Source organism: Microbacterium sp. SS28, from assembly GCF_022761035.1.
In the GTDB taxonomy this organism is placed as follows: domain Bacteria; phylum Actinomycetota; class Actinomycetes; order Actinomycetales; family Microbacteriaceae; genus Microbacterium.
In genome coordinates this window covers 280,497-305,081 of record NZ_JAKWJP010000004.1, presented here as the reverse complement: position 1 = coordinate 305,081, position 24,585 = coordinate 280,497, and the positions used below count along the sequence as shown (strand labels likewise).

Sequence of the window (24,585 nt, the reverse complement as noted above, 5' to 3'; positions counted from 1 at the left end):
GCGTCCCGAGACGAGACGGCTGCGAAGTCTCGCGGGGTTCTGCGGGGAGGAGTGCGATGAAGCGGGGCCGGCTCAGGGTGCTGCTCGGCGCCGCTCCGGGCGTCGGCAAGACCTACGAGATGCTCGAGGAGGGCCGTCGGCTGAGCTCCGAGGGACGCGACGTCGTGATCGGCCTGCTCGAGACGCACGACCGCGCCGCGACCGCCGCGCAGGCGCGCGGCCTCCGCTCCGTCCCGCGCCGCGTCACGCGCCACCGCGACGTCGAGCTGAGCGAGCTCGACGTCGAGGCGGTCATCGCGCGGCATCCCGAGGTCGCCCTCGTCGACGAGCTCGCCCACACGAACGCCCCCGGCTCGACCCACGACAAGCGCTGGCAGGACGTCCAGCAGCTCCTCGACGAGGGCATCGACGTCATCACGACGGTCAACGTCCAGCACATCGAGTCACTCGGCGAGGTCGTCGAGCGGATCACCGGCATACCGCAGCGGGAGACGGTTCCGGATGCCGTCGTCCGAGGCGCCGACCAGATCGAGGTCGTCGACCTCGCGCCGCAGTCGCTCCGCGACCGGCTGTCGGCGGGGCTCGTCTATCCCGCTGAGCGGATCGACGCGGCCCTCTCGAACTACTTCCGGCTCGGCAACCTCACGGCGCTGCGCGAGCTCGCCCTCCTGTGGCTCGCCGACGAGGTCGACAGCGCGCTCAAGCTCTACCGCGCCGAGCACGGCATCGAGGGCACGTGGCAGGCCCGCGAGCGCGTCGTCGTCGCACTCACGGGCGGATCCGAGGGCGAGACCCTCATCCGCCGCGGAGCCCGCATCGCGGCGCGCACGGCGGGCGGCGAGCTTCACGCCGTGCACGTCTCAGGGCAGGACGGCCTGCGCTCCTCGACGCCGGGAGCGCTCGCAGCTCAGCGGCGGCTCGTCGAGATGCTCGGCGGCACGTACCACCAGGTCGTCGGCGACGATATCCCGCAGGCCCTCGTGGACTTCGCGCGCTCGGTCGACGCGACGCAGCTCGTCATCGGCGCGAGCCGGCGCGGTCGGATCATGACGCTGCTCACGGGGGCGGGCATCGGGGCCACCGTCGTCCGCGAGTCCGGCGACATCGACGTGCACATCGTGACGCACGCCGCCGCGAGCCGCGGCATCCATCTGCCCCGCGTCACAGGGGGCGCGCTCAGCGTACGCCGGAGGCTGCTCGGCTTCGCCGTCGCGCTCGTCGGCGGACCGCTGCTGTCGTGGCTGCTCCTCGCCGTCTCGAGCCCCGACTCGATCACGACCGACGTCCTCGCCTATCAGCTGCTCGTCGTCGTCGTGGCGCTCGTGGGCGGCATCTGGCCCGCCCTCTTCGCCGCCGTGCTGTCCGGCCTGACCCTTGACTACCTCTTCATCGCGCCCGTCGGCACCGTCACCATCGCGGATCCCGACCACGCGCTCTCGATCCTCCTGTACGTCGTCATCGCGACCCTCGTGAGCTGGATCGTCGACCAGGCCGCACGCCGCACGCGCATCGCGCAGCGCGCCGCCGCGGAGTCCGAGCTGCTCGCGACCGTCGCGGGCAGCGTCCTGCGCGGGCAGAGCGCGATCCCGGCCCTCGTGAGCCGCGCGCGCGAGGCATTCGGCATGACGGGAGCCCGCCTCGTCGGCGCGGACGGCACCGTCCTCGCGACGGACGGAGAGCCCGTGCCCGACGGCAGGATGGTCACCGTCCCCGTCGGCGACCCCGCAGCGCCGCGCGCGACGCTGGAGCTGCACGGCGGCGAGCTCGACTCCTCGGGACGCCGGCTGCTCGACATCATCGCCGCGCAGCTGGGCGCGGCCCTCGAGCACACCGACCTCGCCGAGACCGCGCGCGAGGCGGGACTGCTCGCCGAGACCGACCAGGTGCGCAGCGCCCTGCTGTCGGCCGTGAGCCATGACCTGCGCCGCCCGCTCGCCGCCGCCGTCGCGGCGATCGGCGGGCTGCGGGCCGCGGGGCCGGGCCTCAGCGACGACGACCGGGCGGAGCTGCTCGCGACGGCGGACGAGAGCCTCGCCACCCTGTCGGCCCTCGTGACCGACCTGCTCGACGTGAGCCGCGTCGAAGCGGGCGTACTCGCCGTGTCGCTGGCCCCCGTCGACTCGGCCGACACGGTGCTCGCTGCCGTCGACGAGCTGGGGCTCGGGCCCGACGCCGTCGAGCTCGCGCTCGATCCCGATCTGCCGCTCCTGCTCGCCGATCCCGTCCTGCTGCAGCGCGTCGTCGTCAACGTCCTCGCCAACGCCGTCCGCCACACGTCGGCGGGAACGCGCGTGCGCGTCGGGACGAGCCGCTTGGGCGCGCGGGCGCAGATCCGGATCGTCGACCACGGCGCCGGCGTCGCCCCCGACCGGCAGGACGACATCTTCGCGCCCTTCCAGCGCCTCGGCGACACCGACAACACGACGGGCCTGGGCCTCGGGCTCGCCCTCTCGCGCGGCTTCGCCGAGGGCATGGGCGGTACGCTCACCCCCGAGGACACGCCGGGCGGCGGGCTCACGATGGTCGTCGAGCTGCCGGTGGCGTCCGTGCCCGAGCCGGAGGCCGCCTCGTGAAGATCCTCATCGCCGACGACGACCCGCAGCTCGTGCGCGCCCTGCGCATCACGCTCGGCGCCCATGGCTACGAGGTCGTCGCGGCGCCCGACGGAGCCGCCGCCATCGGACTCGCGGCGCAGCAGCATCCCGACATCGTCCTCGTCGACCTCGGGATGCCGCGTCTCGACGGCGTCGCGGTCATCGAGGCGCTGCGGGGCTGGACGACGGTGCCGATCATCGTCGTCTCGGGACGCACGGGCTCGGCCGACAAGGTCGAGGCACTCGACGCGGGCGCCGACGACTACGTCACCAAGCCGTTCCAGATCGACGAGCTTCTCGCGCGCCTTCGCGCCCTCACGCGCCGCGCGGGACCCGCGACGGGCGAGCCCATCGTCGCGTTCGCCGACGTCACGATCGACCTCTCGACCAAGACCGTGACGCGCGACGGCACGCGCGTGCACCTCACCCCGACGGAGTGGCGGATGCTCGAGTTCCTCGCCCGCAACGCAGGGTCGCTCGTGACGCGCCAGGCGCTGCTCAAGGACATCTGGGGCACCGATCAGGTCGCCGACACGGGCTACCTGCGGCTCTACATGTCGCAGCTGCGCAAGAAGCTCGAGCCGGATCCGGCACGCCCCGCCCACCTCCTCACGGAGTCCGGCATGGGCTACCGGCTCGTGCTCGAGCCGGCCTGACGCTCGCGAGCGCCGGCCGCGCGCGGCATCCCGGATCGCCGTCAGCGCGAGTCGACAGCCTCAGCGGCTCGCGGCTCGCGCACGTCGAAGAGCTCTCGCCGCGTCGCGAGCCCCGGAAGCCCCCGCCCCTGCGCCGTCGTGAAGACGAGCACGATCGAGACGAGCACGAACGCGAGCGAGACGGGGTTCGCACCCTCCGTGGGCGCGGTCAGGATCTGGTAGCCGCCGATGCCGCAGACGTACCGCACGAGTCGCGCGACGAACGGCGGCAGGCTCCCGCCCCGGTATTCGAGCTGCAGGATGCGGTCGCCGATCGTGCGCCCCGTGCCGAGTGCGACGGCCGCCGTCACCGCCATCGCCGAGTAGGTCGCGACGGCATCGAGAGGGACGCCGGCCGCCTCGACCGCGCCCGAACCACCCGAGGCGTAGAGCACCGCCGCGACGGGCGCCGAGAGCACGAACCCCGTGAGGTACACCGAGACCCAGTCGCACGCCATCGCGAGGCCTCGGCGGAGCCGCGTGACCGTCGCCGGCGGCTGCGCGACCACCGCGGAACGGACGCGCCACCTGCGTGGCAGCGCGAGCGATGCGACCGAGCCCAGCAGGGCCCCCGCGCCGCCCGCGACGACGTGCGCGACGGCGCCGCACGGCTGGGACCCCGCCAGCTGCGAGAGCTCGATCAGGAGTGCGAAGGCCGCACCCAGCCCGAGCGAGACGAGCACGCCGCGGCTCCACAGCACGCGTACGAAGAAGCCCAGCGGCATGAACAGGCCCGCGGTGAGCACGAAGAGCAGGACGGCGGGATCCGCGAGCGGGTCGCCGGGTCCGAGCGTTCCGATCCCGCGCGAGAGCGGGAGCGGGCTGAGGTCGACGCCCGCGCACCCTGCGTCCTCGAGCGCGGGGAGCGCCAGGAGCGCGACAGCCGCCACCGCGACGCCGTAGACGAGCATCCCGGCGGCGACGAGCCCCCGCGCGGCCCCGGCCATGCCCGCACCCTAGCGCGGCTGCTCGGGCCCGCGCATCCGCGCCCTTCGAGAACCGGCCGAGACCGCAGGGTTCAGGACGAGCGCGGGTCAGCCCAGGCCGGCGCGGCCCTCGGAGTCTCGGTCGATCTCGCCCTCGACGGGCTTGCTCGACAGTCCCACCGAGCCCGAGCCGGGCGCCTTCGAGAGCGCGGCGCCCACGGCGACCGACTCGTCGATGTCGGGGTAGCTCGACAGGAGCTTGACGGTCGTCCGCTTCTTCTCCTCGCGCTTCGCCTTGCGCGACGCGTACGTGAGGTTGAGCACCTCGACGAGCACCGCGAAGGCCATGGCGCCGTAGATGATCGCCTTGTCGACCTTGATGTGGAAGCCCTCGGCGACCAGGAAGGCGCCGATCAGCATGAGGAACGACAGCGCGAGCATCTTCACGGTGGGGTGCTTGTTGACGAACGTGAAGATGAAGCGCGAGGCGAAGAGCATGATGCCGAACGACAGGACGACGACCGAGACGATGATCGCCATGTTGGAGGTCATGCCGACCGCCGTGATGACGGAGTCGAGCGAGAAGACGATGTCGAGCAGGAGGATCTGCAGGATGACCGAGGTGAAGGTGATCGTCTTCGGCGCGTGCCCGTCATCGCCCTCCTCGACGCCCTCGAGCTTGTGGTGGATCTCGGTGACGGCCTTGTAGATCAGGAACAGACCGCCCGCGATGAGGATCATGTCCTTCCACGAGAACGCGATGCCCATGATCGTGAAGACGGGTTCGGTCAGGGTGATGATCCAGCCCGCGAAGAACACGAGGATGACGCGGATGATCATCGCGAGCGTGAGGCCGAGGTTGCGGGCGCGAGCCTGCTGCTCCTTCGGGAGCTTCGAGGCGAGCACCGAGATGAAGATGACGTTGTCGACGCCGAGGACGATCTCGAGGACGAAGAGCGTCAGGAAGATCGCGATGTTCTCGGGCGTTAGGGCGATGCTGAAGTCCACAGCGCCATGCTACGGGGACGGATACCGCGACCCGCGGTCGCGGCATCCGTCCCGCGCGTCAGCCGACCCGCTCGAGCACTCCTTCGAGGCGCGCGTAGCTCGTCTCCATGCCGTCGGTCATGCCGGTCGCGAGCACCATGTCGCGGGTCTCCTTGTCGGGGTATTCGATCAGGAGCGTGATGAGCGTCGCGCCGTCCTCCTCGTCGAGGCTCAGGTCGTTCAGCGTCGAGGGGAACTCGGTGCCGGTCATGCGCTCCGTCGTGACGGCGCGGTGCGGCGCCTCCGACAGGAGCGTCTCGCCGGAGAACCCGAACGCCTGGCCGGGCGTCCCGTCGACCGGCTCCCACGCGTAGCGGTACTTCCCGCCGACGGTCGGATCGATCTCGCAGACGCTCATGCGCCAGCCGTCCGGCCCGAGCAGCCACTGCGTCATGAGCTCGGGCTCTTGGTGCGCGCGCCACACGAGCTCGCGCGGGCCCTCTACGAGGCGCGTGATGCGCACGTGCGTGTCGTCGAGGATCTCGGTCCGCGTCCCCTTGCCCGCCGCGAACTCGCGCAGGCCCTGCAGCACGCGGTCGAGCTGGTTGAGGGCCATCGTGGACCCCTCGACGGCGCCCATCGCGACGACCTGCTCGAGAGCGTCGGCCGACGTGAAGTACGACGTGTTGGTGAGCTTCGTTCCGGATGCCGTGGGCTCGAAGTCGAAGACCACGCGCATCGTCGGGAGTCCGTCGGCGGGGCTCCCCCCGTCGTCGACGAACGAGTCGAGGACCGTGAATCGCTTCGGCTCATCGATTTCCAGAAACTCCCAGGAACCGCCGGCCTTCTCGCCGCGCGGACTCGTCATGTGGTAATTCGCACGACCGCCGACGGAGAAGTCGAACGCCGTGAAAGTCGCCGGCCATCCGGGCGGGCCCCAGAAGCGCTCGAGCTGATCGGGGTCGGTGAAGGCGGTCCAGAGGCGCTCGACGGGGGCTTCGAACTCGGCCGTGAGCGTCATGGTGAGCGCTTCGGCGTCGGTCGTGACGTCGGTGACGGGCATGTCAGTCTCCTTGTTCTTCGTTGGACGATGGTTCGTGCGGGGTCGCAGCATCTTCGGCGAGCAGGGCGTCGAGGCGATCGACACGCGAGCGCCACAGCGCCTCGAACCGGTCGAGAAGGGCCCGGGCGCGGGCGATCATACGGGGATCCGCCCGCACGAGACGCTCGCGACCGTCGGCCCGCTTGACGACGAGTCCTGCAGCCTCGAGCACCGCGACGTGCTTCTGCACCGCGGCGAACGACATGTCGTAGTCGCGCGCGAGCGTCGACACCGACTGCTCGTGCTCGATCGTCCGACGCAGGATGTCGCGGCGCGTCCTCGTGGCGAGCGCGTGGAAGATCCGGTCCATCTCATCGTCTGCAAGCTCCGTTTGTACAACCATTTGGTTGTAGGTTATGCACGCGATCGCTCCGATGTCAACCCCCTCTCAGGTTCGGCCCCGAAATCACCCGAAGGGGCAGTTCCATAACGATCCGGCCATATGCACCTCCGTAGGCTCACAACCAAGTCGTCGGCGTTCTGCCTGTGGCTACAAGTCGACCTGGACGGGTCGGCACCCGACCGAAGGGCGCGCTCATCGCCACTATCGCTCCGGAGGCCCGACTGGGGCCCGTCCGACAGACATACGCCGGCACCGAGACCTTCCCTCCCATCGCCCGCGCCTACACCGAGGTCGCGCAAGTCGTCCGCGAGACGGGCCTGCTGCAGCGCACTCCCCTCTTCTACGGAGCCATCGGGCTGGGCCTGCTGCTCGCCTTCGGCGGGTGCGTGACGGGTTTCATCCTGTTCGGCGACAGCTGGTACCAGTTGTTCATGGCGGCAGCGCTCGGCCTGATCTTCACGCAGGTCGCGTTCCTCTCCCACGAGGCGGCGCATCGCCAGATCCTCGCCTCGGGACCGGCGAACGACCGCCTCGGACGCATTCTCGCGAACGGCATCGGCGGCTTCAGCTTCTCGTGGTGGAACGCGAAGCACACGCGCCACCACGCCAACCCCAACCGCGTGGGCAAAGACCCCGACATCGAGCTCGACACGATCTCGTTCCTCGAGAAGGATGCCGAGTCGGCGGGCCGTCTCCGCGCGCTCATCACACGCAAGCAGGGCTGGCTGTTCTTCCCCCTCCTGACGCTCGAGGGCCTGAACCTGCACTACCTCGGCATCAAGCACCTCGTCTCGCGCGGCGAGATCAAGGGCCGCTGGCTCGAGCTGGGCCTCATCGCCCTGCGCTTCGCCCTCCTCCTCACCCCGATCTTCCTGTTCCTGCCGCTCGGGATGGCGTTCGCGTTCATCGGCGTGCAGCTCGCCGTCTTCGGCGTCATGATGGGCGCCGCTTTCGCGCCGAACCACAAGGGGATGCCGATCATCGCGCCCGACGCGAAGCTCGACTTCTTCTCCAAGCAGGTGCGCACATCGCGCAACATCCGCGGCGGCTGGTGGGCGACCTCACTCATGGGCGGACTCAACTACCAGGTCGAGCACCACCTCTTCCCGAGCATGCCGCGGCCGCACCTCGCGAAGGCCCGCGAGATCGTCATGGAGCAGTGCCGCGCGCTCGACGTGCCGTACACCGAGACGAGCCTCATCGAGTCGTACCGGCTCGTCATCGAGTACCTCAACCGCGTCGGCCTCTCGGCCCGCGACCCGTTCGACTGCCACCTCGTGAGCCGCTTCCGCCCGTCCTGAGCGGTCCCTCATACGCACGCACCCTCCGCTTGCCCTCCTCCTTCGCTCAGCGGAGGTCACCGGGCCGGCGGAGGGTGTTTCCGCGTCCGTCCGCCTTCCGCAACGCGCGATCCACCCGCCAACTAGAATGGACGGGTCCGGCATCCCCGATTTCAGGAGCTCAGCCGCGTGACCACCCCCACTTCTTCGGCTTCGGCCGAGGCATCCGTCCGCCCCGTCGCCGACACGGTCGAAGGCGCACTCGCGACTCCTGAGCGGGAGCAGCCGTACGCGGCGCTCGGCCTCAAGCCCGACGAGTACGACCAGATCAAGAGCATCCTGGGCCGCCGCCCCACGTCGGGCGAGCTCGCGATGTACTCGGTCATGTGGAGCGAGCACTGCTCGTACAAGTCGAGCAAGATCTACCTGCGCCAGTTCGGCGAGAAGGTCTCCGACGAGATGAAGACGCGCCTCATGGTCGGCATGGGCCAGAACGCGGGCGTCGTCGACATCGGCGAGGGCTGGGCGGTCACCTTCAAGGTCGAGTCGCACAACCACCCGAGCTACATCGAGCCGTTCCAGGGCGCCGCGACCGGCGTCGGCGGCATCGTCCGCGACATCATCTCGATGGGTGCGCGCCCCGTCGCGGTCATGGACCAGCTGCGCTTCGGCGCGATCGACGACCCCGACACGGCACGCGTCGTGCACGGGGTCGTCTCCGGCATCTCGTTCTACGGCAACTGCCTGGGCCTGCCCAACATCGGCGGCGAGACGGTCTTCGACTCCGTCTACCAGGGCAACCCGCTCGTCAACGCGCTCGCGGTCGGCGTCCTGCGCCACGAAGACCTCAAGCTCGCGAACGCCTCGGGCGCCGGCAACCAGGTCGTGCTGTTCGGAGCCCGCACGGGCGGCGACGGCATCGGCGGAGCATCCATCCTCGCCTCCGACACATTCTCGGAGGGCGGCCCCACCAAGCGGCCCGCCGTGCAGGTAGGCGACCCCTTCGCCGAGAAGGTGCTCATCGAGTGCTGCCTCGAGCTGTACAAGGGCGAGCTCGTCGAGGCCATCCAGGACCTCGGCGCCGCCGGCATCTCGTGCGCCACCAGCGAGCTCGCCGCCAACGGCGGCTCGGGCATGCGCGTCGACCTCGAGAAGGTCCTGCTGCGCGACCCCACGCTCACGCCGGAGGAGATCCTCATGAGCGAGAGCCAGGAGCGCATGATGGCGATCGTCTCGCCAGAGAAGCTCGAGGCCTTCCTCGCGGTGACGACGAAGTGGGATGTCGAGACGAGCGTCCTCGGCGAGGTCACGGGTGACGGCCGGCTGCAGATCTTCTGGCACGGCGAGCAGATCGTCGACGTCGATCCCTCGACCGTCGCGGTCGACGGCCCCGTCTACGAGCGCCCGGTCGCGTACCCGACGTGGATCGACGCGCTGCGCGACGACTCCGCGTCGGCCCTCCCCCGCGCAGGCGACCCCGAGACGCTGCGCGCGCAGTTCACGCAGCTCGTCGCGAGCCCCAACCTCGCCGACGCCGACTGGGTCACCAACCAGTACGACCGCTACGTCATGGGCAACACGGCCCTGTCGTTCCCCGACGACGCCGGCATGGTGCGCGTCGACGAGCACTCGGGCCTCGGCTTCGCGATCGCGACCGACTGCAACGGCCGGTTCTGCCAGCTCGACCCGTACGAGGGCGCCAAGCTCGCCCTCGCCGAGGCCTACCGCAACGTCGCCGTGTCGGGTGCGATCCCGACGGCCGTCACGGACTGCCTCAACTTCGGCAGCCCCGAGAACCCCGAGGTCATGTGGCAGTTCTCGCAGGCCGTCGCGGGTCTCGCGGACGGATGCCTCGAGCTCGGCATCCCCGTGACCGGCGGCAACGTCAGCTTCTACAACCAGACCGGTGACGTGCCGATCTTCCCGACGCCCGTCGTCGGCGTGCTCGGCATCATCGACGACGTCGCGCGCCGCATCCCGTCGGGATGGCAGGACGAGGGCGAGAACATCTACCTCCTCGGCGTCACGGCGCCCGAGCTGAGCGGCTCGGCGTGGGCCGGCACGGTGCACGGCCATCTGGGCGGCCGCCCGCCCGCCGTCGACCTCGCCGGCGAGAAGCGCCTCGCGGAACTGCTGCACGCGGCCTCGCTGCAGTCGCTCGTCTCGAGCGCCCACGACCTCTCTTCCGGCGGCCTCGCGCAGGCCCTCGCCGAGGGCGTCATGCGCTTCGGCGTCGGCGCGCGCGTGTGGCTCACCGAGCTCATCGAGCGCGATGGACTGGATGCCGCGACAGCGCTCTTCTCGGAGTCGACGGGTCGCGTCATCGTCTCGGTGCCGCGCGAGGACGACGTCAAGTTCCGCGGGCTGTGCGAGGGACGCGGCTACCCCGTCCTGCGCATCGGCGTGACGGACGCTCCCGGCGACGGCGACGCTCCGGCTCTCGAGGTGCAGGGCCTGTTCACCGTCTCGCTCGACGAGCTGCGCGGCCACTCGAGCGCGACCCTGCCCGCAGCCTTCGGCCCGATCGTCGCCGAGCCGACCGGCACGAGCCGGGCCTCGGCCTAGACTGGGTCGCATGTCGCAGGACGAGGAGTACACGGGCTTTCAGGACGCACGACAGAAGCGCGTGAAGGTCATCGCGTGGGTGGTCATCGCGAGCCTGATCCTCGTGGGCGGCGGCGCGACGGTGCTCGCGCTGCTCTTCGGCTGACACCTCCCGCTCGCGTCGAAGCAGGAGACCCGGCCGCGAGATCGCCCGGTTCGGCAAGATCCCCGCTCCCGAGTTCGGGGGACGGATGCCGCGCCCCCGGTTTCGGCGGATACCCAGGCCGCAGCGCGCACCGACGGGTTAGCATGGCGGCGTGGATCCGCTCTGGGCGACCGTCGCCGAGTTCTGGTGGATCGCGCCGGCCGTGGTCGGCGCGGGGGTGTTCGCGATGCTCGGACTGCTGCACCAGCGCTCCGTCGATTCCCGCCGTCTCGAGTACGACGCGGCGCGACTCGAGCTCGCCGATGCCCGCACCCGCACCCGTGCGGCACGCAGCGCCCTCAAGCTCGCCCGCGCCCAGGTCGCGCTCGCGCAGGCCGAGCGGGCAGCCGCCCGCGCGACGTCGGCCGACGTCGGCGCCGCGCGCCGGGGACTGCAGTCCGCCGAGCGCGCTCTGCGCGCGGCATCGGCCGATCTGCGCGTCCGCCGCGCCCGCGTGAGCACGGCGAGGGCGGGCCTCGCGGCGACCTCCGACCCCGCGCACCGCCCGCTCGCGATGCTCGTCGCGACGCACGACTCGATCACGGCGCGCTGGATGGAGTACGAGACCGACGCCGCCCGCCTCATCATGTTCCCCGCGATGAGCGACGGCCGCGTCCCCGAGACCGCCGCCTACCTGACGGCGAGGGCGGAGGCCCAGCGGCTGCGCCCCGCCTCCGCGCAGGCGCGCATCACGCCCGTCGCCTACTCGTCCTATCGCGGCGCCGTGGACCGCCTGGTGCAGACCTTCGAGGTCGCCGAGCGCGAGGCGTGGCGCCAGGCGCGCGCGGCGGGCATGGCTCCGCCCCAGCCGCGGCAGGATCCCGCCGCGCAGTGGTCGGCCGCGGCCCAGGGCTTCCTCACGCGCTCGACCGAGGCGCTCGCGCGCTCCACCGAGGCGATCGCCCGGGCGAGCGAAGGCGCGGCAGCCGTGGCCGCCTTCCTCGGCACGCGGCCGGCGGCGCGCTCCGAGGCGCCCGAGCCGGTGCCGTCGCGCGCCGAGAAGGCCCAGGAGCCCGCGCAGCCGCGGCAGGTCTGGCCCGTGCCGGCGCGCGGAGCACGCCCGCCGGCATCCTGATCCCCTGATCCCCAGGGTTCCCGCAGGTCTCAGGGGCCCCTGGCGCGGCTACCATGACAGGGTGGAGCCGCTTTTCGAGTTCCTGGGGAACTTCTGGTGGCTGGTCTTCCCGCTGTTCGGGGTGCTGGCCTCGGTCGGAGGTGCCTGGGAGCGGGGTGCGCGCCGTCGCCATCGGCGTCGGCTCGAAGTGCTGCACGCCAAAGCGGAGCTCAAAGCGGCTCAGGCCGCGGCCCGCGGCATCGGCGGCTATCCCGTCACGGGTCCGATCACGGCTCCCGTCGGCGCCGTCGGGGTGCCCGCGATCCACCGCGAGCCGACCGTGGCCGCGTCGGCGAGTCAGCTCGAGCGGCTCTTCGCCGAGCACGACGCCGTCACGGCGCGCTGGCTCGAGTACGAGCTGGATGTCGCGAAGCTGATCGCCTTCCCGGCCATGAGCGACGGCCGCCAGCCGCTCACCGCGGCCTTCCTGCGTGCCAAGAAGGTGGCCGACGGCCGGCGTCCGCTCTCGCCCAAGGCAAGGCTGACCAAGGCGCAGTTCGCCGAGTACCGCGACGCCGTGACCGATTACGAAGTCGCGTTCGAGGTCGCCGAACGCGATGCGCGGCGCATCAAGGATTCCGGCTTCACGGATGTCGAGCGCAAGCGGCTCGACACGGCGAAGCAGCTCCTGAGCGTCGCGATCGACCAGGCCGCGACGCCCGCGGAGCGCCAGCTCGCGTACAAGCGCGTGCGCGAAGAGCTCGACGGGCTCATCTCGCTCTCGGACGAGGCGATCGTCGTGCTCGAGACGCAGGTCGCGCTCGAGCTCACGACGGGGCCGCAGGCCGCGCGCCCGGCCGCGACGCCGGCGAGCACGGGGACCGGAGCGCCCGGCAGCGCCGAGGCGGGTCCCGAGCCGATGCCGCTGCCCGCGTCCTCGCCGGCGCCGCGCCAGTCGTGGCCCGTGCCCTCGCGGACTTCCGACACGGCACCCGGACGCGTCATCCACCCCAAGCCGCACCCCTGACGCGACGCGCTCGGCGCGCCGAAGCTCAGCCCTTCAGACCCGTGTGGGCCAGGCCCTCGACGAAGTGCCGCTGCGCGAAGAGGAAGACGAGCAGGACGGGCACGACCGTGAGGGTCGTCGCCGCGAGCTGCACGTTCCACATCGGCCCGCCGTAGGCGTCGACGTACTGCGTCAGCGCCTGCGGCAGCGTGAACATGCTCTTGCTCGAGAGGTAGACGATCGGCTCGAGGTAGAGGTTCCACGACTTCAGGAACGTGAAGATCGCGACGGCCGCGACGGCGGGGCGCGCGAGCGGGAAGGCGATGCGCCAGAAGATGCCCCAGCGTCCGAGCCCGTCCATGCGCGCCGCCTCCTCGAGCTCGACGGGCAGCCCGAGGAAGAACTGGCGCATGATGAACGTCGCCAGAACACTGGGCGCCCCGAAGATCGGCACGATGATGAGCGGCCAGTGCGTGTCGATGAGACCGAGTGCGCTCACCGCCCGGAAGAGCGGGACGATCGTCACCTCGCTCGGCACGAGGAGGCCCGTGAGCACGAGCAGGAAGAGCGCGTTCGCCCCCGGGAACCGCAGCCGCGCGAACGCGTAGCCCGCGAGGGACGACACGAGGATCGTCCCGAGGGTCACGACGAGCGCGATGTACAGGCTGTTCGCGTACTGCGCCGCGAAGGGCTGCAGCCGGAAGACGTCGGCGTATGCGTCGAAGGTCGGCGACTGCGGCCACAGGGTCGGCACCGAGCTGAGGATCTCGCTCATCGGCTTGAGGCTCGACGTCGCCATCCACCACGTCGGGAAGACGAAGGGGATGCACGCGATCGCGAGCAGCGCGACGAGCAGCATCCGTCCCCGCCGGCGCCGTCTCCGAGAAGGAGAGCGCGCCGAGCGGCTCGCGGGGGTCGTGTCCGCGAAGCTGTCGAAGTCCACGTCGCCCGTCCTGTCCAGCACGTCAGTTCTCATGGAACACCCACCGCTTCCGGGTCTGCCACTGGATGAGGGTCAGCACGAGCACGATGCCGAACAGCAGGACCGAGATCGAGCTCGCGTAGCCGAAGTCGTTGAAGCGGAAGGCCTGCTGGAAGAGGTAGTACACCAGAACCGTCGTCGAGGTGCCGGGACCGCCACCCGTGAGCACCGCGATCTGCGCGAACACCTCGAGCGAGCCGACGATCGTGAGGATCGACACGAGCAGCACGGTGGGGCTGATGAGCGGAAGCGTGATCGACCGGAAGCGGCGCCACGCCCCCGCCCCGTCCAGGCGCGCCGCCTCGTGGAGGTCCTGCGGCACGCCCTGCAGCGCCGCGAGGAAGAGGATCATGTTGAGCCCCACGTTCTTGAACACCTGCACGACGATGACCGAGATCATCGCCGTCGTCTCGTTGCGCAGCCAGTTCGGACCGTCGATCCCGATCAGCGCGAGGAACCCGTTGATGCCGCCGTCGTCCTGCAGCAGGAAGCCCCACACGATCGTCCAGGCGACGAGCGACACGACGACGGGCGAGAAGAAGAACGTGCGGAAGGTCGTCGTGCCCGGCAGGTGCTGATCGAGCAGCACCGCCAGGCCGAGCGCGAGCGAGATGTTGAGGACCACGAGCCCGATCGAGAACCACAGGCTCGCGAGCAGCGCATCGCGCAGACCGGGGTCCGACAGCATCCGCGCGTAGTTGTCGGCTCCCGCGAAGACGAAGGTGCCGGCGAGCACGTTCCAGTCGTGCAGCGAGTACCAGAAGACGGCACCGAGGGGGACGACGACGAACAGCAGGGCGCCGATGACGACGGGCGCCGTCATGAGGTATCCCGCGATCCAGTCGTGCTGCACGCTCGTGAGGCGGCGGGGACGCCGGAAGCGCCCCCACCGGGTCACGTCGATCCCCTCCGGTGCCGTCCGGGTCATCGTCAGCCCGCCAGAAGGGGTTCGATCGCCTCGCACGTCGCGTCGAGGACGGCCTCGACATCGGCGTCCGGGACCCACAGCGCGTCGAGCGAAGCGCGGACGGTGTCCTGGATGCGGGCGAAGTCGACGTGCGACGGCTTCGTCACGGCATCCTGGATCCCGTCGACGACGACCGCCTGCAGCTGCTCCTCGCTCAAACGGGGGTTGGCGGCGGCGAGCGTCTCCGCGTTCAGGAGCGACTCGCGCGGCGGCGGGAAGTAGGCCGCAAGCGTCTCGGCGTTCTCGGGGTTCGTGAACCACGCCAGGAAGTCAGCAGCGGCCTGCGGGTTCTCGCCCGCCGCGAACACGCCGATGCCTGCCTGCCCGATGACGTTCTGCTTGCCCTCGGGTCCTGCCGGCAGCGGCACGATGTCCCAGGCGAACGAGTCGTCGAGCGCCGACGCGCGGCTGATCTGCGTGATCGTCATCGCCGACTCGCCCGCGAAGAAGTCCGCGGTCGTCCCGGGTCCGGGCAGGGCGGCGTCCTCGAAGATCGCGTCGTGGACCCAGGTGAGGGCGTCGACCATGGGATCCTCGGTGAACTGGCACGTCTGGCCGTCGTCGCTCCAGGGCTGTGCACCCCAGCCCTCCCAGATGGTCGCGAGGTTCTCCCAGACCTTGTAGTCGAAGTCGCGGACCACGAGACCCTGCTTCCCGGATGCCGCGGCCGCCGCCGCCGCGATGTCGCGGGCCGCGTCGTAGGTCCAGTCCCCCTCGGCGACGAGATCGGCCGGATTCGGCTGACCGGCCGCGGCGATCTGGTCGGTGTTGACGAACACGCCGAAGGGGCTGTTGGAGAACGGGTACGCGTAGAGGCCGTCGTCCTGCTGCCACAGGGCGAGCGAGCTCTCGAGCAGGTCGTCGTACTCGTACCCCTCGGTCTCCTGCAGGGTCGGCGCGACGTCCACGAGCGCGCCGCTCGCGACGAACTGCGGGGCGTAGCTCTCGAGGATCCATGCGAGGTCGGGCGCATTGTCGCCCGCGAGCTGCGTCGTGAGGGTCGTCGTGTAGTCGGCGAACGGGATCGTCTCGAAAGTGACGCTCGAGACGGAGTCGGGGTTCGCCTCGACGTACGCGTCGGCGATGTCCTGGAAGACGCCGAGCTGCGTCTCGTCGGCGGTCCAGACCGTCATCCGCAGGTCGACGGGACCTGCGGCCTCGGTCTCGGTCGTGGGCTGTCCGCTGCCGCCGGAGCAGCCTGCCAGGAGGACGAGTGCGCCGGCGGCCGCGATGCCGGTGAGCGCTGTGCGACGGTGTCGCGCAAGGGAGTGGTTCATGGTCGTTCCTTTCTGTGATCGCATGGTTCGCCGCCCTCAGTAGGGATGCGCCTCGGCCGGCCACCGCAGTTCGAACCCTGTGGCGGTCAGCTCGCGCTGGAACTCCTCGAGGAGCTCCGGGGCGGAATGGATGGCGTGGGGAGTGCGTCCCGTCGCGTGGCAGTGCGCCGCGAGGTGCCCTGCGGCCTCGCCGACGTTCCACTCGACGGGGTGGAGGCGATAGCAGCCGTTCGTGATGTGGGTCGTGCCGATGTCCTTGCCCGCCGCGAGCAGGTTCGACACCCGCCGCGGGACGAGGGCGCCGAGCGGGATCTCGAAGGGCGTCGAGGCCACGTCGATGTACGTGTCGCCGCCCGTCGAGGGGTGCAGGTCGATGCGGTACATGCCCACGCCGACGCTGTCGGCGTACCGCGTCGCGCCTCGAGCGCCGCGCACCTCGTACGAGACGTCGTTCTCGGTGATCGTCGTGAGCGCCCGGATCCGTCGCGCCTCGCGGTGGTAGGGCGCCTGGGCGAGTCCGTCGTCGGAGCCCATGACGTCGGGCCGAAGGCGCAGGCCCGGAAACCCCGTGCCGCCGTCGGCGCGCGGCGCCTCGGTCTGCATCCAGTAGAGCATCGAGAGGCTCAGCTGCCGCGCGTCCTCGTAGATCGCGAGCTCCTTCTCGCGATCCGCCCCGATCGCGGGGGCGAGGAAGTAGTCGATCGTGGGCCAGTTGACCAGGCACAGGTCGCTCTCGTACGCCCCCTGCGCGAAGAGGTCGCGGGCGAGGATGCGGCGGAAGACCCACAGGTCGCCGTCCCCCGCCGACTTGGACTGGTCGGCGTCGACGAGCAGGGGGTCGTCCCCGGGGTTCGGTGTGAAGCTGCGGGTCTCGAGAGCGAGCGTCCGCGGGTTGGGCGCCTGCCACGAGAGCAGGTTCGCACCCTGCCAGGCGGCGGGCGCCTGGTCGCGCCAGAAGTCGAACCGCTCGGGCCGGTCGATCGTGTGATCGCCGTCGACGTGCTCGACGACGAAGCACACGCTGAGGGCCTGGATGTTGTCGGGCTGGGCTTCGGCGGGAGCGCTCGGCTCGCCCGTCTCGGCCTGCGACTCGAAGCCCGTCACGTGCTCGACGCCCGCGAGCGGCAGCAGCTCGCCCGTCTCGGTCGCGTCGAGGACGTAGGCGAAGCGCACGACGGTGTCTTCCTCGCCGACGACGGAGGCGAGGGTGACCGACGTGAGCCGGTCGCCGTCTGTCGTCGCCGCGACGGGGCGGACGCGGCGCAGGAGCGTCAGCCTGCCCGACGAGCGATGCGGCGCGAGCATCTCCTCGATGACCCCGACCGCGACCCGAGGCTCGTGGCACAGCTTCGAGACCCAACCGGCGCCCGGATTGAGCTCTTCCCTGGCGCGGGCGCCCGCCGTGAGCGGATACCGGCGGCGGTAGACGTCGCGGATGCCGTCGCGGAGGGCGCGATAGCGCGCCGTCGTGCCGAACCGCTCGACCCACGGGTGCTCGTCCGGCGGCACGGCCTGCGAGGTCAGCTGACCGCCGAGCCACGCGTGCTCCTCCGTCAGCACGACGCGCGCGCCGCGATCCGCCGCGGCGAGCGCCGCCGCGACGCCGCCCAGGCCTCCCCCGACGATGAGCAGGTCGCAGTCCAGCTCGACAGCCGTCATGCCGTCACCCCCGGTCGCGTGACGGCGCTCTCCGCGGGCGCGGCGATCGTCGCGCCCTCGATATCCGGGCACGGCAGGAGCTGGTGCAGCTCGTCGGACGGAACGGGTGCGGTCGCCGATCCCCCGGCACGGGGGCGGGCCGCCTCGACGAGCCGCGAGAGCAGCACGACGGCGCGCGCGCCCATCTCCTCGCGAGGAATGGCGAACCCCGACCACTCGTGCCCGTGCGGTCGGCCGTGGTGGGGTTGGCCGAGCACGATGATCGACAGGTCACGCGGCACCGCGACGCCCCGCGCCGTGAGCTCGTCCGCGAGCTCCTCGGGGTGCAGCTCGGGTGCGACGAGCACGGCCGTGATCCCGCGGGAGATGATCTCACCCGCCGCCGCGGCGCCGTCCTCGCTGGAGAGGAAGCGCGCCGGCAGACCGTGGGCCTCCATCGCGGCGCGGAATCCTTCGACGCGGTCCGCGCTCGGCTGATCGGGACCCTGCGGGCCGACGTACGCGATCGTCGCGTGCCCGAGGCGCACGAGACGGTCGACCTGGCGCGACGTCGCCGTCACATAGTCGGCGCCGACGTACGGCAGGCGCATGCGCTCGCTGCGGCGGCGCCCGATGAAGACGAACGGGTAGTTCGTGTCGAGCAGGTGCTGCAGCTCGCTCTGGTCCTCCTGCTGCCCGAGCAGCAGGCATCCGTCGGCCACGCCGAGCCGATGCCATCCCTCGCGCGTGAGGCTGCGGCGCCCCTCGACGACCCGCGCGCTCGTGAAGAGCAGCATGTCGACGCCGAGTCCCTCGGCGGCGCGCTCGATGCCGTTGAGGAACGGCCCGTAGAAGTCGCGCCCGCGCGCCGGGAAGGTCGCCTCGTACGTGAAGACGCCGAGGATCTGGTTGCGGCCGCCCGCGAGACGCTGCGCCATGGGGTTGGCCATGTAGCCCGTGATGCGGATGGCATCGAGCACCCGCTGTCGCGTCTCGTCGCTGATCCGCACCCCGGCGGGCGCTGCGTCGTTGAGCACGAGCGACACGGTCGCCTGGCTCACGCGCGCGAGCGCCGCGACATCCGCCTGTGTGATGCGGTGGTGCAGCAACGGATCCTCCTCGATCGGACACGTCGTCGTGTCGTAAAGGAGTCTGCGGCGCGCAGCTCACGTTGCCAAGGTGATAATGCGCATTATTTTCGGGATGCCGCGATTCCATGCGACTCCCGGGGTGTCCGGTTGTCCGCATTAGCAAGGCACCCGACGGCCTCGGGGGCCGAGGGGCGGCCTCAGGCCGCGTCGCCTCCGCCGTGCGCCGCGATCCACGTGTCGATGCGCTCGAACCAGCCGAAGAGCCACTCGGCCTGGGCGTCGCGGTCGGCGGGGATCTCGGAGCGCGGCACGCGCCACGCGCGCATCGTGATGCTCTTGTCCATCGGCAGCTCGCGCCAGATGTCGGCCATCGTCACGAGGCGGTCGAGGCCCGTGTGCGCGATGAAGACGACGTCGGCGTCTGCGGATGCCTCGAGCGCCGCATGCATGCCGCCCGGCTGCGGCGGCATGACGTGGAGCATCGCCTCCGCGCGCTCGGCGAGGGCCGTGCGCCCCGACGCGCGCAGCCGGTCGATGCGGCTGCGGCGGCGCGTCGAGGTGACGTTGCCGCCCTCGGGGAAGATGACGAACGCGTCCTCGGGGCCGAGGCCCGTCGCGAGGTCACGCAGGCTGTCTTCGACGCGCTGGCCCCCGCCGCGGGCCTTGCCGCCGAAGCTCGAGGGCACGATGAACCTCGTCGGGATGCGGTTGAGCAGCACATCGACCGCGGGATCCCACTGCATCGTGTACTTCAGGACGATGCGCGGCATGCGGTCGACCTCGTTGAGCAGGGTGTGGACGATGATGAACGAATCTCCGGGGCCCGCGTGCCGGCTCGCGACGACGAGGGGCGTCCCCGGCGCGAAGAGCGCGTCGAATGCGGCGGTCGCGGCATCCGGATCCTCCTCGTCGTCGGAGCCCGACGTCGCGATGGTGAGCCGCAGCACCGATCCGAAGATCTGGAAGAGGATCTCGAGCGCCCGCGCGCCGACCCGGTAGTGCGCGCGTCGGAATGTCGGCGAGTCGATGCGCCACCCGAACCCGGACGCGATCCACAGGCCGAACATCACGATGAGCAGGGCCGAGTCCCACAGGAGGTAGACCGTGATGAGCCACAGGACGCGCGGCAGCCGGAAGCGGCCGGGCACGAGCGACGTGAGACCGATCGCGCCGATGAGCCACAGCGGCATCGTGACGACCAGGAGGAGGGCGATGACGATGACGAGCGGCGCGATCAGGACGCGGCGCAACCAGGTAGGAGGCAGCTTCATTCGTCGTCCCGCTCCGCCGTGAGCGGCGGCATCCCGCGTTCGAACAGGAAGTCCCTGCTCGCCTCGTACGCCTGGTCGATGCGCTGTCGCACGGTGTCGAGCTTGCGGTAGGCCCGGATCGAGTCGTCGCCCGTCAGCGAGCCGCCGCTCGGCAGCACGTAGAGGTCGACGCCGTCGGGGAGCGTGGCGATGTCGCGGGCGAAGCGATGCCGTCGCGCGATCTCGAAGGCGACGCGGGCGGTCTCGACGGCGGTCGTGGGCGGCTCGAGCGGCGCTTCGACGCGGCCGACCTGCAGGACGAAGATCCTCTGCGCGCCTGCCGTGACGGCCTGCTCGATCGGGATCGAGTTGACGATGCCGCCGTCGATGAAGTGCTCGTCGTCGATACGGGTCGCCGGAAAGAGCCCCGGCACCGACGCGGATGCGAGGATCGCGGGGATCAGCGGGCCGGAGTCGAAGACGTGCTCGGCCGCCCGTTCGATGCTGGCCGCCACGACCTGCAGGGGCACTTCGAGGTCTTCGAAGCGGGATGCCTCGCCGAGGCCGACCGCGAGCAGCCGCGCGAGAGGCTCGGGTGAATTGAGGTGCGTCTTGGTCTTGACGAGTCTGCTCAGCTGCATGATGAGGGAGTCGCCGTACACGGCGTTGGCCTCGGGCGAGGTCCAGGCGTGCAGGAGCGTGTCGATGACGCCGAGGCTCGGGTCGTTCGCGATGAGCGCGCCGTTGATCGCGCCGATCGAGGTGCCCACGACCAGATCGGGACGGATGCCGGCCTCGAAGAGCGCACGGACCATGCCGATCTCGACGGCTCCACGCACGCCGCCGCCGCCCAGCACGAACGCGGTGGACACCTGCATCCTGCCTCCCGTCTTCTGCAACCTATTGGCGCAGCGGCGCCCGGTCAAACGGAGGGGTTGACAGCGGCATCCATTCGTTGCATGGTTAGTTAGTCAAGTAAGTAACCAGGCAACAGGGAGCGATGTGATCGAAGAAGGCAGGGCGCTCTTCCTGCAGATCGCAGAGAGCGTCGAGGACTCCATCGTCGAAGGCATGCTCGCCGAAGAGGCACAGGCTCCGTCGACCAACGAGCTCGCCGCGTTCTATCGCATCAACCCCGCGACCGCGGCGAAGGGGATCGCGATGCTCGTCGACAAGGGTGTGCTCTACAAGCGCCGCGGCATCGGCATGTTCGTCTCGACGGGAGCCCGAGAGGGCCTTCTCGCCGAGCGCCGCGCGGCGTTCGCCGACCGTTACGTCGGACCCCTCCTCGCGGAGGGGCGCAAGCTCGGGCTCGGACCCGACGAACTCGCCGATCTCGTCCGCACGCGCGCCATCGCGGCAGCGGGCGAGGCATCCGTCAATGAAGGGAACGCACGATGACGACGCCCGACACCGTGATCGAGGTGAAGCGCCTCACGAAGCGCTACCGCGGCACCCTTGCGCTCGACGAGGTGAGCTTCTCGATCGAGAAGGACCGCATCTACGGTCTCCTCGGCCGCAACGGCGCCGGCAAGACCACCGCCATGTCGATCCTCACCGCGCAGAACTTCGCGACGTCGGGCGACGTGAGGGTCTTCGGCGAGCAGCCCTACGAGAACGCCCGCGTGCTGCGGCGCATGTGCTTCGTCCGCGAGAGCCAGAAGTATCCCGACGACGCTCTGCCGAAGCACGCCTTCGCGACGGCGCGGCTCTTCTTCCCGAATTGGAATCAGGAGTTCGCCGACCGTCTGGTGGACGAGTTCCAGCTCCCCCAGAAGAAGCGCATCAAGAAGCTCTCGCGCGGTCAGCTCTCCGCCGTCGGCGTCATCATCGGCCTCGCCTCGCGCGCCGAGATCACATTTTTCGACGAGCCCTACCTCGGCCTCGACGCCGTCGCGCGGCAGATCTTCTACGACCGGCTGCTCGAGGACTACTCGCGCCACCCCCGCACGGTCATCCTCTCGAGCCACCTCATCGACGAGGTGTCCAACCTCATCGAGAAGGTCCTCGTGATCGATCGCGGGCGCATCATCATGGACGACGACACGGATGCCGTCCGCGACCGCGCCGCGAACATCGTGGGTGACTCGGCCGCCGTCGAAGCCTTCGTCGCCGGCCGCGAGGTCATCCACCGCGAGAGCCTCGGCCACGTGTCGTCGGTCACGGTGCTCGGCGCGCTCACGGCGGACGAACGCCGCCGCTTGAGCGATGCGGGGCTCGACGTCGGGCCCGTGTCGCTCCAGCAGCTCATCGTCCGCACGACGCAGCACCTGACCGGCGAACCCGTCACGTCCGAAGAGGGAGCGCTCCGATGAACCGCACGCTCAATGTCATCCGGATGCAGTTCGTCAACCGACAGACCTTCGTCTGGGTGCCTCTCATCGTCCTGGGCGGCTCGCTCCTGCTGTCGCTCCTGATCTACGCGATGATCCCCGGCGACTTCCCGAAATACGGCGGCGGCGCCTGGGCGCCCCTCTGGTATCTGCTCGCCGTCGGCATCCAGTCGCTCACGATGACCTTCCCCTTCTCGCAGGCGATGAGCGTCACGCGGCGCGAGTTCTACCTCGGCACGCTGCTCACGGCGGGGATCGCCGCCGCCGTCCTCGCGATCGTCTTCGTGGTGGGCGGACTCATCGAGCAGGCGACCGACGGCTGGGGCATGAACGGCTGGTTCTTCTACCTGCCGTGGATCTGGGCGGCCGGCCCCCTCGGCGCCGCCTTCTTCTACTTCGTGACGGCGGTTCTGCTCTTCATCGTGGGCTTCTGGGCCGCGACGCTCTACAAGCGCTTCGGCGCCACCGTGCTGACAAGCGTCCTCGTCGGCATCGGCCTGCTGTTCGTCGGACTGCTCTGGCTCATCGGCCGGCTCGACGCATGGGAGCAGATCGGCGTCTGGCTGGCGACGTCCGGCTCGCTGGGACTGGCCGCGGGGATGGCGGTCGCCGCGGTGGTGCTCGCAGGCATCGCCTACCTCACACTGCGGCGCACCGTGCCCTGATCTGCGATCGACGGACGGATGCCGCACCCCGCCGGGTGCGGCATCCGTCGTCTGCGCATCAGGGGGCGTCAGCGCCCTCGGCGGCTGCCGTGTGGTGGCGGATGACCTCCGCCACGACGAAGTTGAACCACTTCTCGGCGAACTCGGGATCGAGTTCGGCGTCGACGGAGAGCGCACGGAGGCGCGCGAGCTGCTGCTCCTCGCGCGCCGGGTCGGAGGGCGGCATGCCGTGCTCGGCCTTGAGCTCGCCGACCTGCTTCGTGCAGCGGAAGCGCTCCGCGAGCATGAACACGAGGGCGGCGTCGATGTTGTCGATGCTGCCTCGCAGACGCTGAAGTGTCTGCTTCGGGTCCTCGCCTGTCATGGGTGGCCTCCTCGTTCTCCGACCCTATCGCGGGGCCGCACGCCCTAGAGTGGCGCCATGACCGACGAGCCCGCCGCCGTCCCCGCCGTTCCCGTCGCACCGGGCGCGCCCGGCGCGACCACCTCGGAGGTCACGACCTCGCCGCCGGTGGACGACCTGATCCCGGCGGTCATCGCCGACCCGCCGCGGCGCGAGGTGTGGACCAACATCGGGCATCCCTTCGCTGCGGGGCTCGTCCTCACCATCGGTGGGCTCGTGGCGCTCGCACTGGGCGTCGCCTTCATCAACCTCTCGACGATCGTCATCTACATCGTCCTGGCGCTGTTCGTGGCGCTCGCCCTCAACCCCCTCGTCGAGCGGCTCTCGCGCAAGCGGATGTCGCGCACGTGGGCGATCGTCCTGGTGTACTCCGTCTTCGGCATCGCGCTGGGGCTGTTCCTGTGGCTCGTCGTGCCCTCGCTTTTCACGCAGGTGGGGACATTCATCCAGAACATCCCGAAGACGATCTCGACGTTCCAGGCCTCCGACACCTACGCGTGGATGCAGAGCACCTTCGGGTCGCAGATCGGCACGATGCTCGACCAGATCGAGTCGTTCCTCACGAATCCCGCCAACCTCGCCGCGATCGGCGCCGGCGTGCTCAAGGTCGGCGTCGGCATCGCGACGGCCATCTCGGGCGGCATCATCGTGATCGTGCTGAGCCTCTACTTCCTCGCGGGGCTGCCCGCCATGAAGGAGGCCTTCACGCAGCTGAGCCCCGCGCACAGCCGTCCGACCGTGCGCGGCATGACCGAGGAGATCACGGGGTCGATCGGCGGGTATCTGACCGGCATGGTGATCCTCGCGTTCTGCAACTCGGTGATCGCCTTCCTGCTGCACTTCTTCCTCAAGTTGCCGTATCCCGGGCTCATGGCCCTCGCCGCCTTCTGCATCACGCTGATCCCGCTCATCGGCTCGGTCGTCTACCTCATCTTCGCCTCCGTCATCGCGCTGTTCACCGATCCGACGGCGGCGGTCATCTTCGCCGTGATCTATCTCATCTACATGCAGATCGAGGCATACTTCCTCACGCCGAAGGTCATGAACAAGACGATCTCGGTGCCAGGGGCCCTCGTGGTGATCGGCGCGATGGTCGGCGGCACTCTCATGGGCCTTCTCGGCGCCCTCGTCGCGATCCCCGTCACGGCGTCGATCCTGCTCATCATCAAGCGGATCTTCGTCCCCCGCCAGGACGCCAAGGTGCTGACACCGCCGCGCTGACGCGAGCGGACCCGAGCGGCGG

Annotated in this window: 23 protein-coding genes; 11 read left to right on the top strand and 12 right to left on the bottom strand. The window is 70.4% G+C overall.

Going from position 1 to position 24,585, the window contains the following annotated elements; all coding sequences use genetic code 11:
* The first annotated feature begins 56 nt into the window (after nucleotides 1-56).
* Both MJ607_RS13015 and MJ607_RS13010 read left to right on the top strand, forming a co-directional pair.
* Nucleotides 57-2,573, top strand: a complete 2,517-nt coding sequence (locus MJ607_RS13015; protein ID WP_243076021.1) for an ATP-binding protein — start codon at nucleotides 57-59, stop codon at nucleotides 2,571-2,573.
* Nucleotides 2,570-3,250 carry a response regulator gene (locus MJ607_RS13010; protein WP_243076020.1) on the top strand — a complete coding sequence of 227 codons (681 nt, stop codon included), beginning with the start codon at nucleotides 2,570-2,572 and terminating at the stop codon, nucleotides 3,248-3,250. The genes MJ607_RS13015 and MJ607_RS13010 overlap by 4 nt, the downstream gene beginning before the upstream one ends.
* A gap of 41 nt (nucleotides 3,251-3,291) precedes the next feature.
* Here MJ607_RS13010 and MJ607_RS13005 read toward each other — a convergent pair whose 3' ends face one another.
* The 4 genes from MJ607_RS13005 to MJ607_RS12990 form a co-directional block, all read right to left on the bottom strand.
* Nucleotides 3,292-4,236, bottom strand: coding sequence for a VanZ family protein (locus MJ607_RS13005; RefSeq protein WP_243076019.1), 945 nt, complete (start codon nucleotides 4,234-4,236; stop codon nucleotides 3,292-3,294).
* 87 nt (nucleotides 4,237-4,323) lie between these two features.
* Nucleotides 4,324-5,223, bottom strand: a complete 900-nt coding sequence (locus tag MJ607_RS13000) for a TerC family protein (protein WP_243076018.1) — start codon at nucleotides 5,221-5,223, stop codon at nucleotides 4,324-4,326.
* Between the two features lie 58 nt (nucleotides 5,224-5,281).
* Complete coding sequence (locus MJ607_RS12995; protein ID WP_243076017.1) at nucleotides 5,282-6,265, bottom strand: SRPBCC family protein; 984 nt, start codon at nucleotides 6,263-6,265, stop codon at nucleotides 5,282-5,284.
* A gap of 1 nt (nucleotide 6,266) precedes the next feature.
* On the bottom strand, nucleotides 6,267-6,647 hold the full coding sequence (locus MJ607_RS12990; protein WP_243076016.1) for a helix-turn-helix transcriptional regulator: 381 nt from the start codon (nucleotides 6,645-6,647) through the stop codon (nucleotides 6,267-6,269).
* Between the two features lie 194 nt (nucleotides 6,648-6,841).
* Here MJ607_RS12990 and MJ607_RS12985 point away from each other — a divergent pair, with 194 nt between their 5' ends.
* The 5 genes from MJ607_RS12985 to MJ607_RS12970 all read left to right on the top strand — a co-directional run bounded on the left by MJ607_RS12985 (nucleotide 6,842) and on the right by MJ607_RS12970 (nucleotide 12,757).
* Nucleotides 6,842-7,948 carry a fatty acid desaturase gene (locus tag MJ607_RS12985; protein WP_374238059.1) on the top strand — a complete coding sequence of 369 codons (1,107 nt, stop codon included), beginning with the start codon at nucleotides 6,842-6,844 and terminating at the stop codon, nucleotides 7,946-7,948.
* Nucleotides 7,949-8,116: 168 nt separating this feature from the next.
* Nucleotides 8,117-10,492, top strand: coding sequence for a phosphoribosylformylglycinamidine synthase subunit PurL (purL, locus tag MJ607_RS12980; RefSeq protein WP_243076015.1), 2,376 nt, complete (start codon nucleotides 8,117-8,119; stop codon nucleotides 10,490-10,492).
* Between the two features lie 10 nt (nucleotides 10,493-10,502).
* Nucleotides 10,503-10,637: a hypothetical protein gene (locus tag MJ607_RS19985; protein ID WP_279234640.1), complete on the top strand. Its 135-nt coding sequence runs from the start codon at nucleotides 10,503-10,505 to the stop codon at nucleotides 10,635-10,637.
* Nucleotides 10,638-10,788: 151 nt separating this feature from the next.
* Nucleotides 10,789-11,751 (top strand): hypothetical protein, encoded by a 963-nt coding sequence (locus tag MJ607_RS12975; protein ID WP_243076014.1) that lies wholly within the window; start codon nucleotides 10,789-10,791, stop codon nucleotides 11,749-11,751.
* Between the two features lie 61 nt (nucleotides 11,752-11,812).
* Complete coding sequence (locus MJ607_RS12970; protein WP_243076013.1) at nucleotides 11,813-12,757, top strand: hypothetical protein; 945 nt, start codon at nucleotides 11,813-11,815, stop codon at nucleotides 12,755-12,757.
* Nucleotides 12,758-12,782: 25 nt separating this feature from the next.
* On the opposite strand, the gene MJ607_RS12965 is transcribed toward MJ607_RS12970, so the two are convergent.
* The 7 genes from MJ607_RS12965 to MJ607_RS12935 all read right to left on the bottom strand — a co-directional run bounded on the left by MJ607_RS12965 (nucleotide 12,783) and on the right by MJ607_RS12935 (nucleotide 20,813).
* Nucleotides 12,783-13,712, bottom strand: a complete 930-nt coding sequence (locus tag MJ607_RS12965) for a carbohydrate ABC transporter permease (protein ID WP_243076012.1) — start codon at nucleotides 13,710-13,712, stop codon at nucleotides 12,783-12,785.
* On the bottom strand, nucleotides 13,702-14,616 hold the full coding sequence (locus MJ607_RS12960; protein ID WP_243076011.1) for a carbohydrate ABC transporter permease: 915 nt from the start codon (nucleotides 14,614-14,616) through the stop codon (nucleotides 13,702-13,704). The genes MJ607_RS12965 and MJ607_RS12960 overlap by 11 nt, the downstream gene beginning before the upstream one ends.
* A 32-nt stretch (nucleotides 14,617-14,648) precedes the next feature.
* Nucleotides 14,649-15,962, bottom strand: a complete 1,314-nt coding sequence (locus tag MJ607_RS12955) for a sugar ABC transporter substrate-binding protein (RefSeq protein ID WP_243076010.1) — start codon at nucleotides 15,960-15,962, stop codon at nucleotides 14,649-14,651.
* Nucleotides 15,963-15,998: 36 nt separating this feature from the next.
* Nucleotides 15,999-17,621 carry an FAD-dependent oxidoreductase gene (locus tag MJ607_RS12950; RefSeq protein ID WP_243076009.1) on the bottom strand — a complete coding sequence of 541 codons (1,623 nt, stop codon included), beginning with the start codon at nucleotides 17,619-17,621 and terminating at the stop codon, nucleotides 15,999-16,001.
* Nucleotides 17,618-18,709, bottom strand: coding sequence for a LacI family DNA-binding transcriptional regulator (locus tag MJ607_RS12945; RefSeq protein WP_243076008.1), 1,092 nt, complete (start codon nucleotides 18,707-18,709; stop codon nucleotides 17,618-17,620). The genes MJ607_RS12950 and MJ607_RS12945 overlap by 4 nt, the downstream gene beginning before the upstream one ends.
* Nucleotides 18,710-18,888: 179 nt before the next feature.
* Entirely contained in the window at nucleotides 18,889-19,962 is a 1,074-nt protein-coding gene (locus tag MJ607_RS12940) for a 1-acyl-sn-glycerol-3-phosphate acyltransferase (RefSeq protein WP_243076007.1), read from the bottom strand.
* A complete protein-coding gene (locus tag MJ607_RS12935; protein ID WP_243076006.1) occupies nucleotides 19,959-20,813 on the bottom strand; it encodes a patatin-like phospholipase family protein in 855 nt (284 codons plus the stop codon). Before MJ607_RS12935 ends, MJ607_RS12940 begins: the two co-directional genes overlap by 4 nt.
* 130 nt (nucleotides 20,814-20,943) lie before the next feature.
* Here MJ607_RS12935 and MJ607_RS12930 point away from each other — a divergent pair, with 130 nt between their 5' ends.
* Genes MJ607_RS12930 through MJ607_RS12920 form a run of 3 tightly spaced genes read left to right on the top strand, consistent with a single transcriptional unit; the run spans nucleotide 20,944 to nucleotide 22,939 of the window.
* Nucleotides 20,944-21,342, top strand: a complete 399-nt coding sequence (locus MJ607_RS12930) for a GntR family transcriptional regulator (protein ID WP_243076005.1) — start codon at nucleotides 20,944-20,946, stop codon at nucleotides 21,340-21,342.
* Nucleotides 21,339-22,256, top strand: a complete 918-nt coding sequence (locus tag MJ607_RS12925; protein ID WP_243076004.1) for an ABC transporter ATP-binding protein — start codon at nucleotides 21,339-21,341, stop codon at nucleotides 22,254-22,256. The genes MJ607_RS12930 and MJ607_RS12925 overlap by 4 nt, the downstream gene beginning before the upstream one ends.
* Nucleotides 22,253-22,939 carry a hypothetical protein gene (locus MJ607_RS12920; RefSeq protein ID WP_243076003.1) on the top strand — a complete coding sequence of 229 codons (687 nt, stop codon included), beginning with the start codon at nucleotides 22,253-22,255 and terminating at the stop codon, nucleotides 22,937-22,939. The genes MJ607_RS12925 and MJ607_RS12920 overlap by 4 nt, the downstream gene beginning before the upstream one ends.
* A gap of 58 nt (nucleotides 22,940-22,997) precedes the next feature.
* On the opposite strand, the gene MJ607_RS12915 is transcribed toward MJ607_RS12920, so the two are convergent.
* Nucleotides 22,998-23,303, bottom strand: coding sequence for a chorismate mutase (locus MJ607_RS12915; RefSeq protein ID WP_243076002.1), 306 nt, complete (start codon nucleotides 23,301-23,303; stop codon nucleotides 22,998-23,000).
* Nucleotides 23,304-23,360: 57 nt separating this feature from the next.
* Between MJ607_RS12915 and MJ607_RS12910 the strand changes: the two genes are divergently transcribed.
* Nucleotides 23,361-24,563 carry an AI-2E family transporter gene (locus MJ607_RS12910; RefSeq protein WP_243076001.1) on the top strand — a complete coding sequence of 401 codons (1,203 nt, stop codon included), beginning with the start codon at nucleotides 23,361-23,363 and terminating at the stop codon, nucleotides 24,561-24,563.
* Nucleotides 24,564-24,585: the final 22 nt, after the last annotated feature.

Excerpts from the sequence above, each read along its gene's own strand:
- MJ607_RS13015 (WP_243076021.1), top strand. The coding sequence starts at position 57 with ATGAAGCGGGGCCGGCTCAGGGTGCTGCTCGGCGCCGCTCCGGGCGTC.
- MJ607_RS13005 (WP_243076019.1), bottom strand. The coding sequence starts at position 4,236 with ATGGCCGGGGCCGCGCGGGGGCTCGTCGCCGCCGGGATGCTCGTCTAC.
- MJ607_RS12995 (WP_243076017.1), bottom strand. The coding sequence starts at position 6,265 with ATGCCCGTCACCGACGTCACGACCGACGCCGAAGCGCTCACCATGACG.
- MJ607_RS12990 (WP_243076016.1), bottom strand. The coding sequence starts at position 6,647 with ATGGTTGTACAAACGGAGCTTGCAGACGATGAGATGGACCGGATCTTC.
- MJ607_RS19985 (WP_279234640.1), top strand. The coding sequence starts at position 10,503 with ATGTCGCAGGACGAGGAGTACACGGGCTTTCAGGACGCACGACAGAAG.
- MJ607_RS12965 (WP_243076012.1), bottom strand. The coding sequence starts at position 13,712 with ATGAGAACTGACGTGCTGGACAGGACGGGCGACGTGGACTTCGACAGC.
- MJ607_RS12955 (WP_243076010.1), bottom strand. The coding sequence starts at position 15,962 with ATGAACCACTCCCTTGCGCGACACCGTCGCACAGCGCTCACCGGCATC.
- MJ607_RS12950 (WP_243076009.1), bottom strand. The coding sequence starts at position 17,621 with ATGACGGCTGTCGAGCTGGACTGCGACCTGCTCATCGTCGGGGGAGGC.
- MJ607_RS12940 (WP_243076007.1), bottom strand. The coding sequence starts at position 19,962 with ATGAAGCTGCCTCCTACCTGGTTGCGCCGCGTCCTGATCGCGCCGCTC.
- MJ607_RS12925 (WP_243076004.1), top strand. The coding sequence starts at position 21,339 with ATGACGACGCCCGACACCGTGATCGAGGTGAAGCGCCTCACGAAGCGC.
- MJ607_RS12920 (WP_243076003.1), top strand. The coding sequence starts at position 22,253 with ATGAACCGCACGCTCAATGTCATCCGGATGCAGTTCGTCAACCGACAG.
- MJ607_RS12915 (WP_243076002.1), bottom strand. The coding sequence starts at position 23,303 with ATGACAGGCGAGGACCCGAAGCAGACACTTCAGCGTCTGCGAGGCAGC.
- MJ607_RS12910 (WP_243076001.1), top strand. The coding sequence starts at position 23,361 with ATGACCGACGAGCCCGCCGCCGTCCCCGCCGTTCCCGTCGCACCGGGC.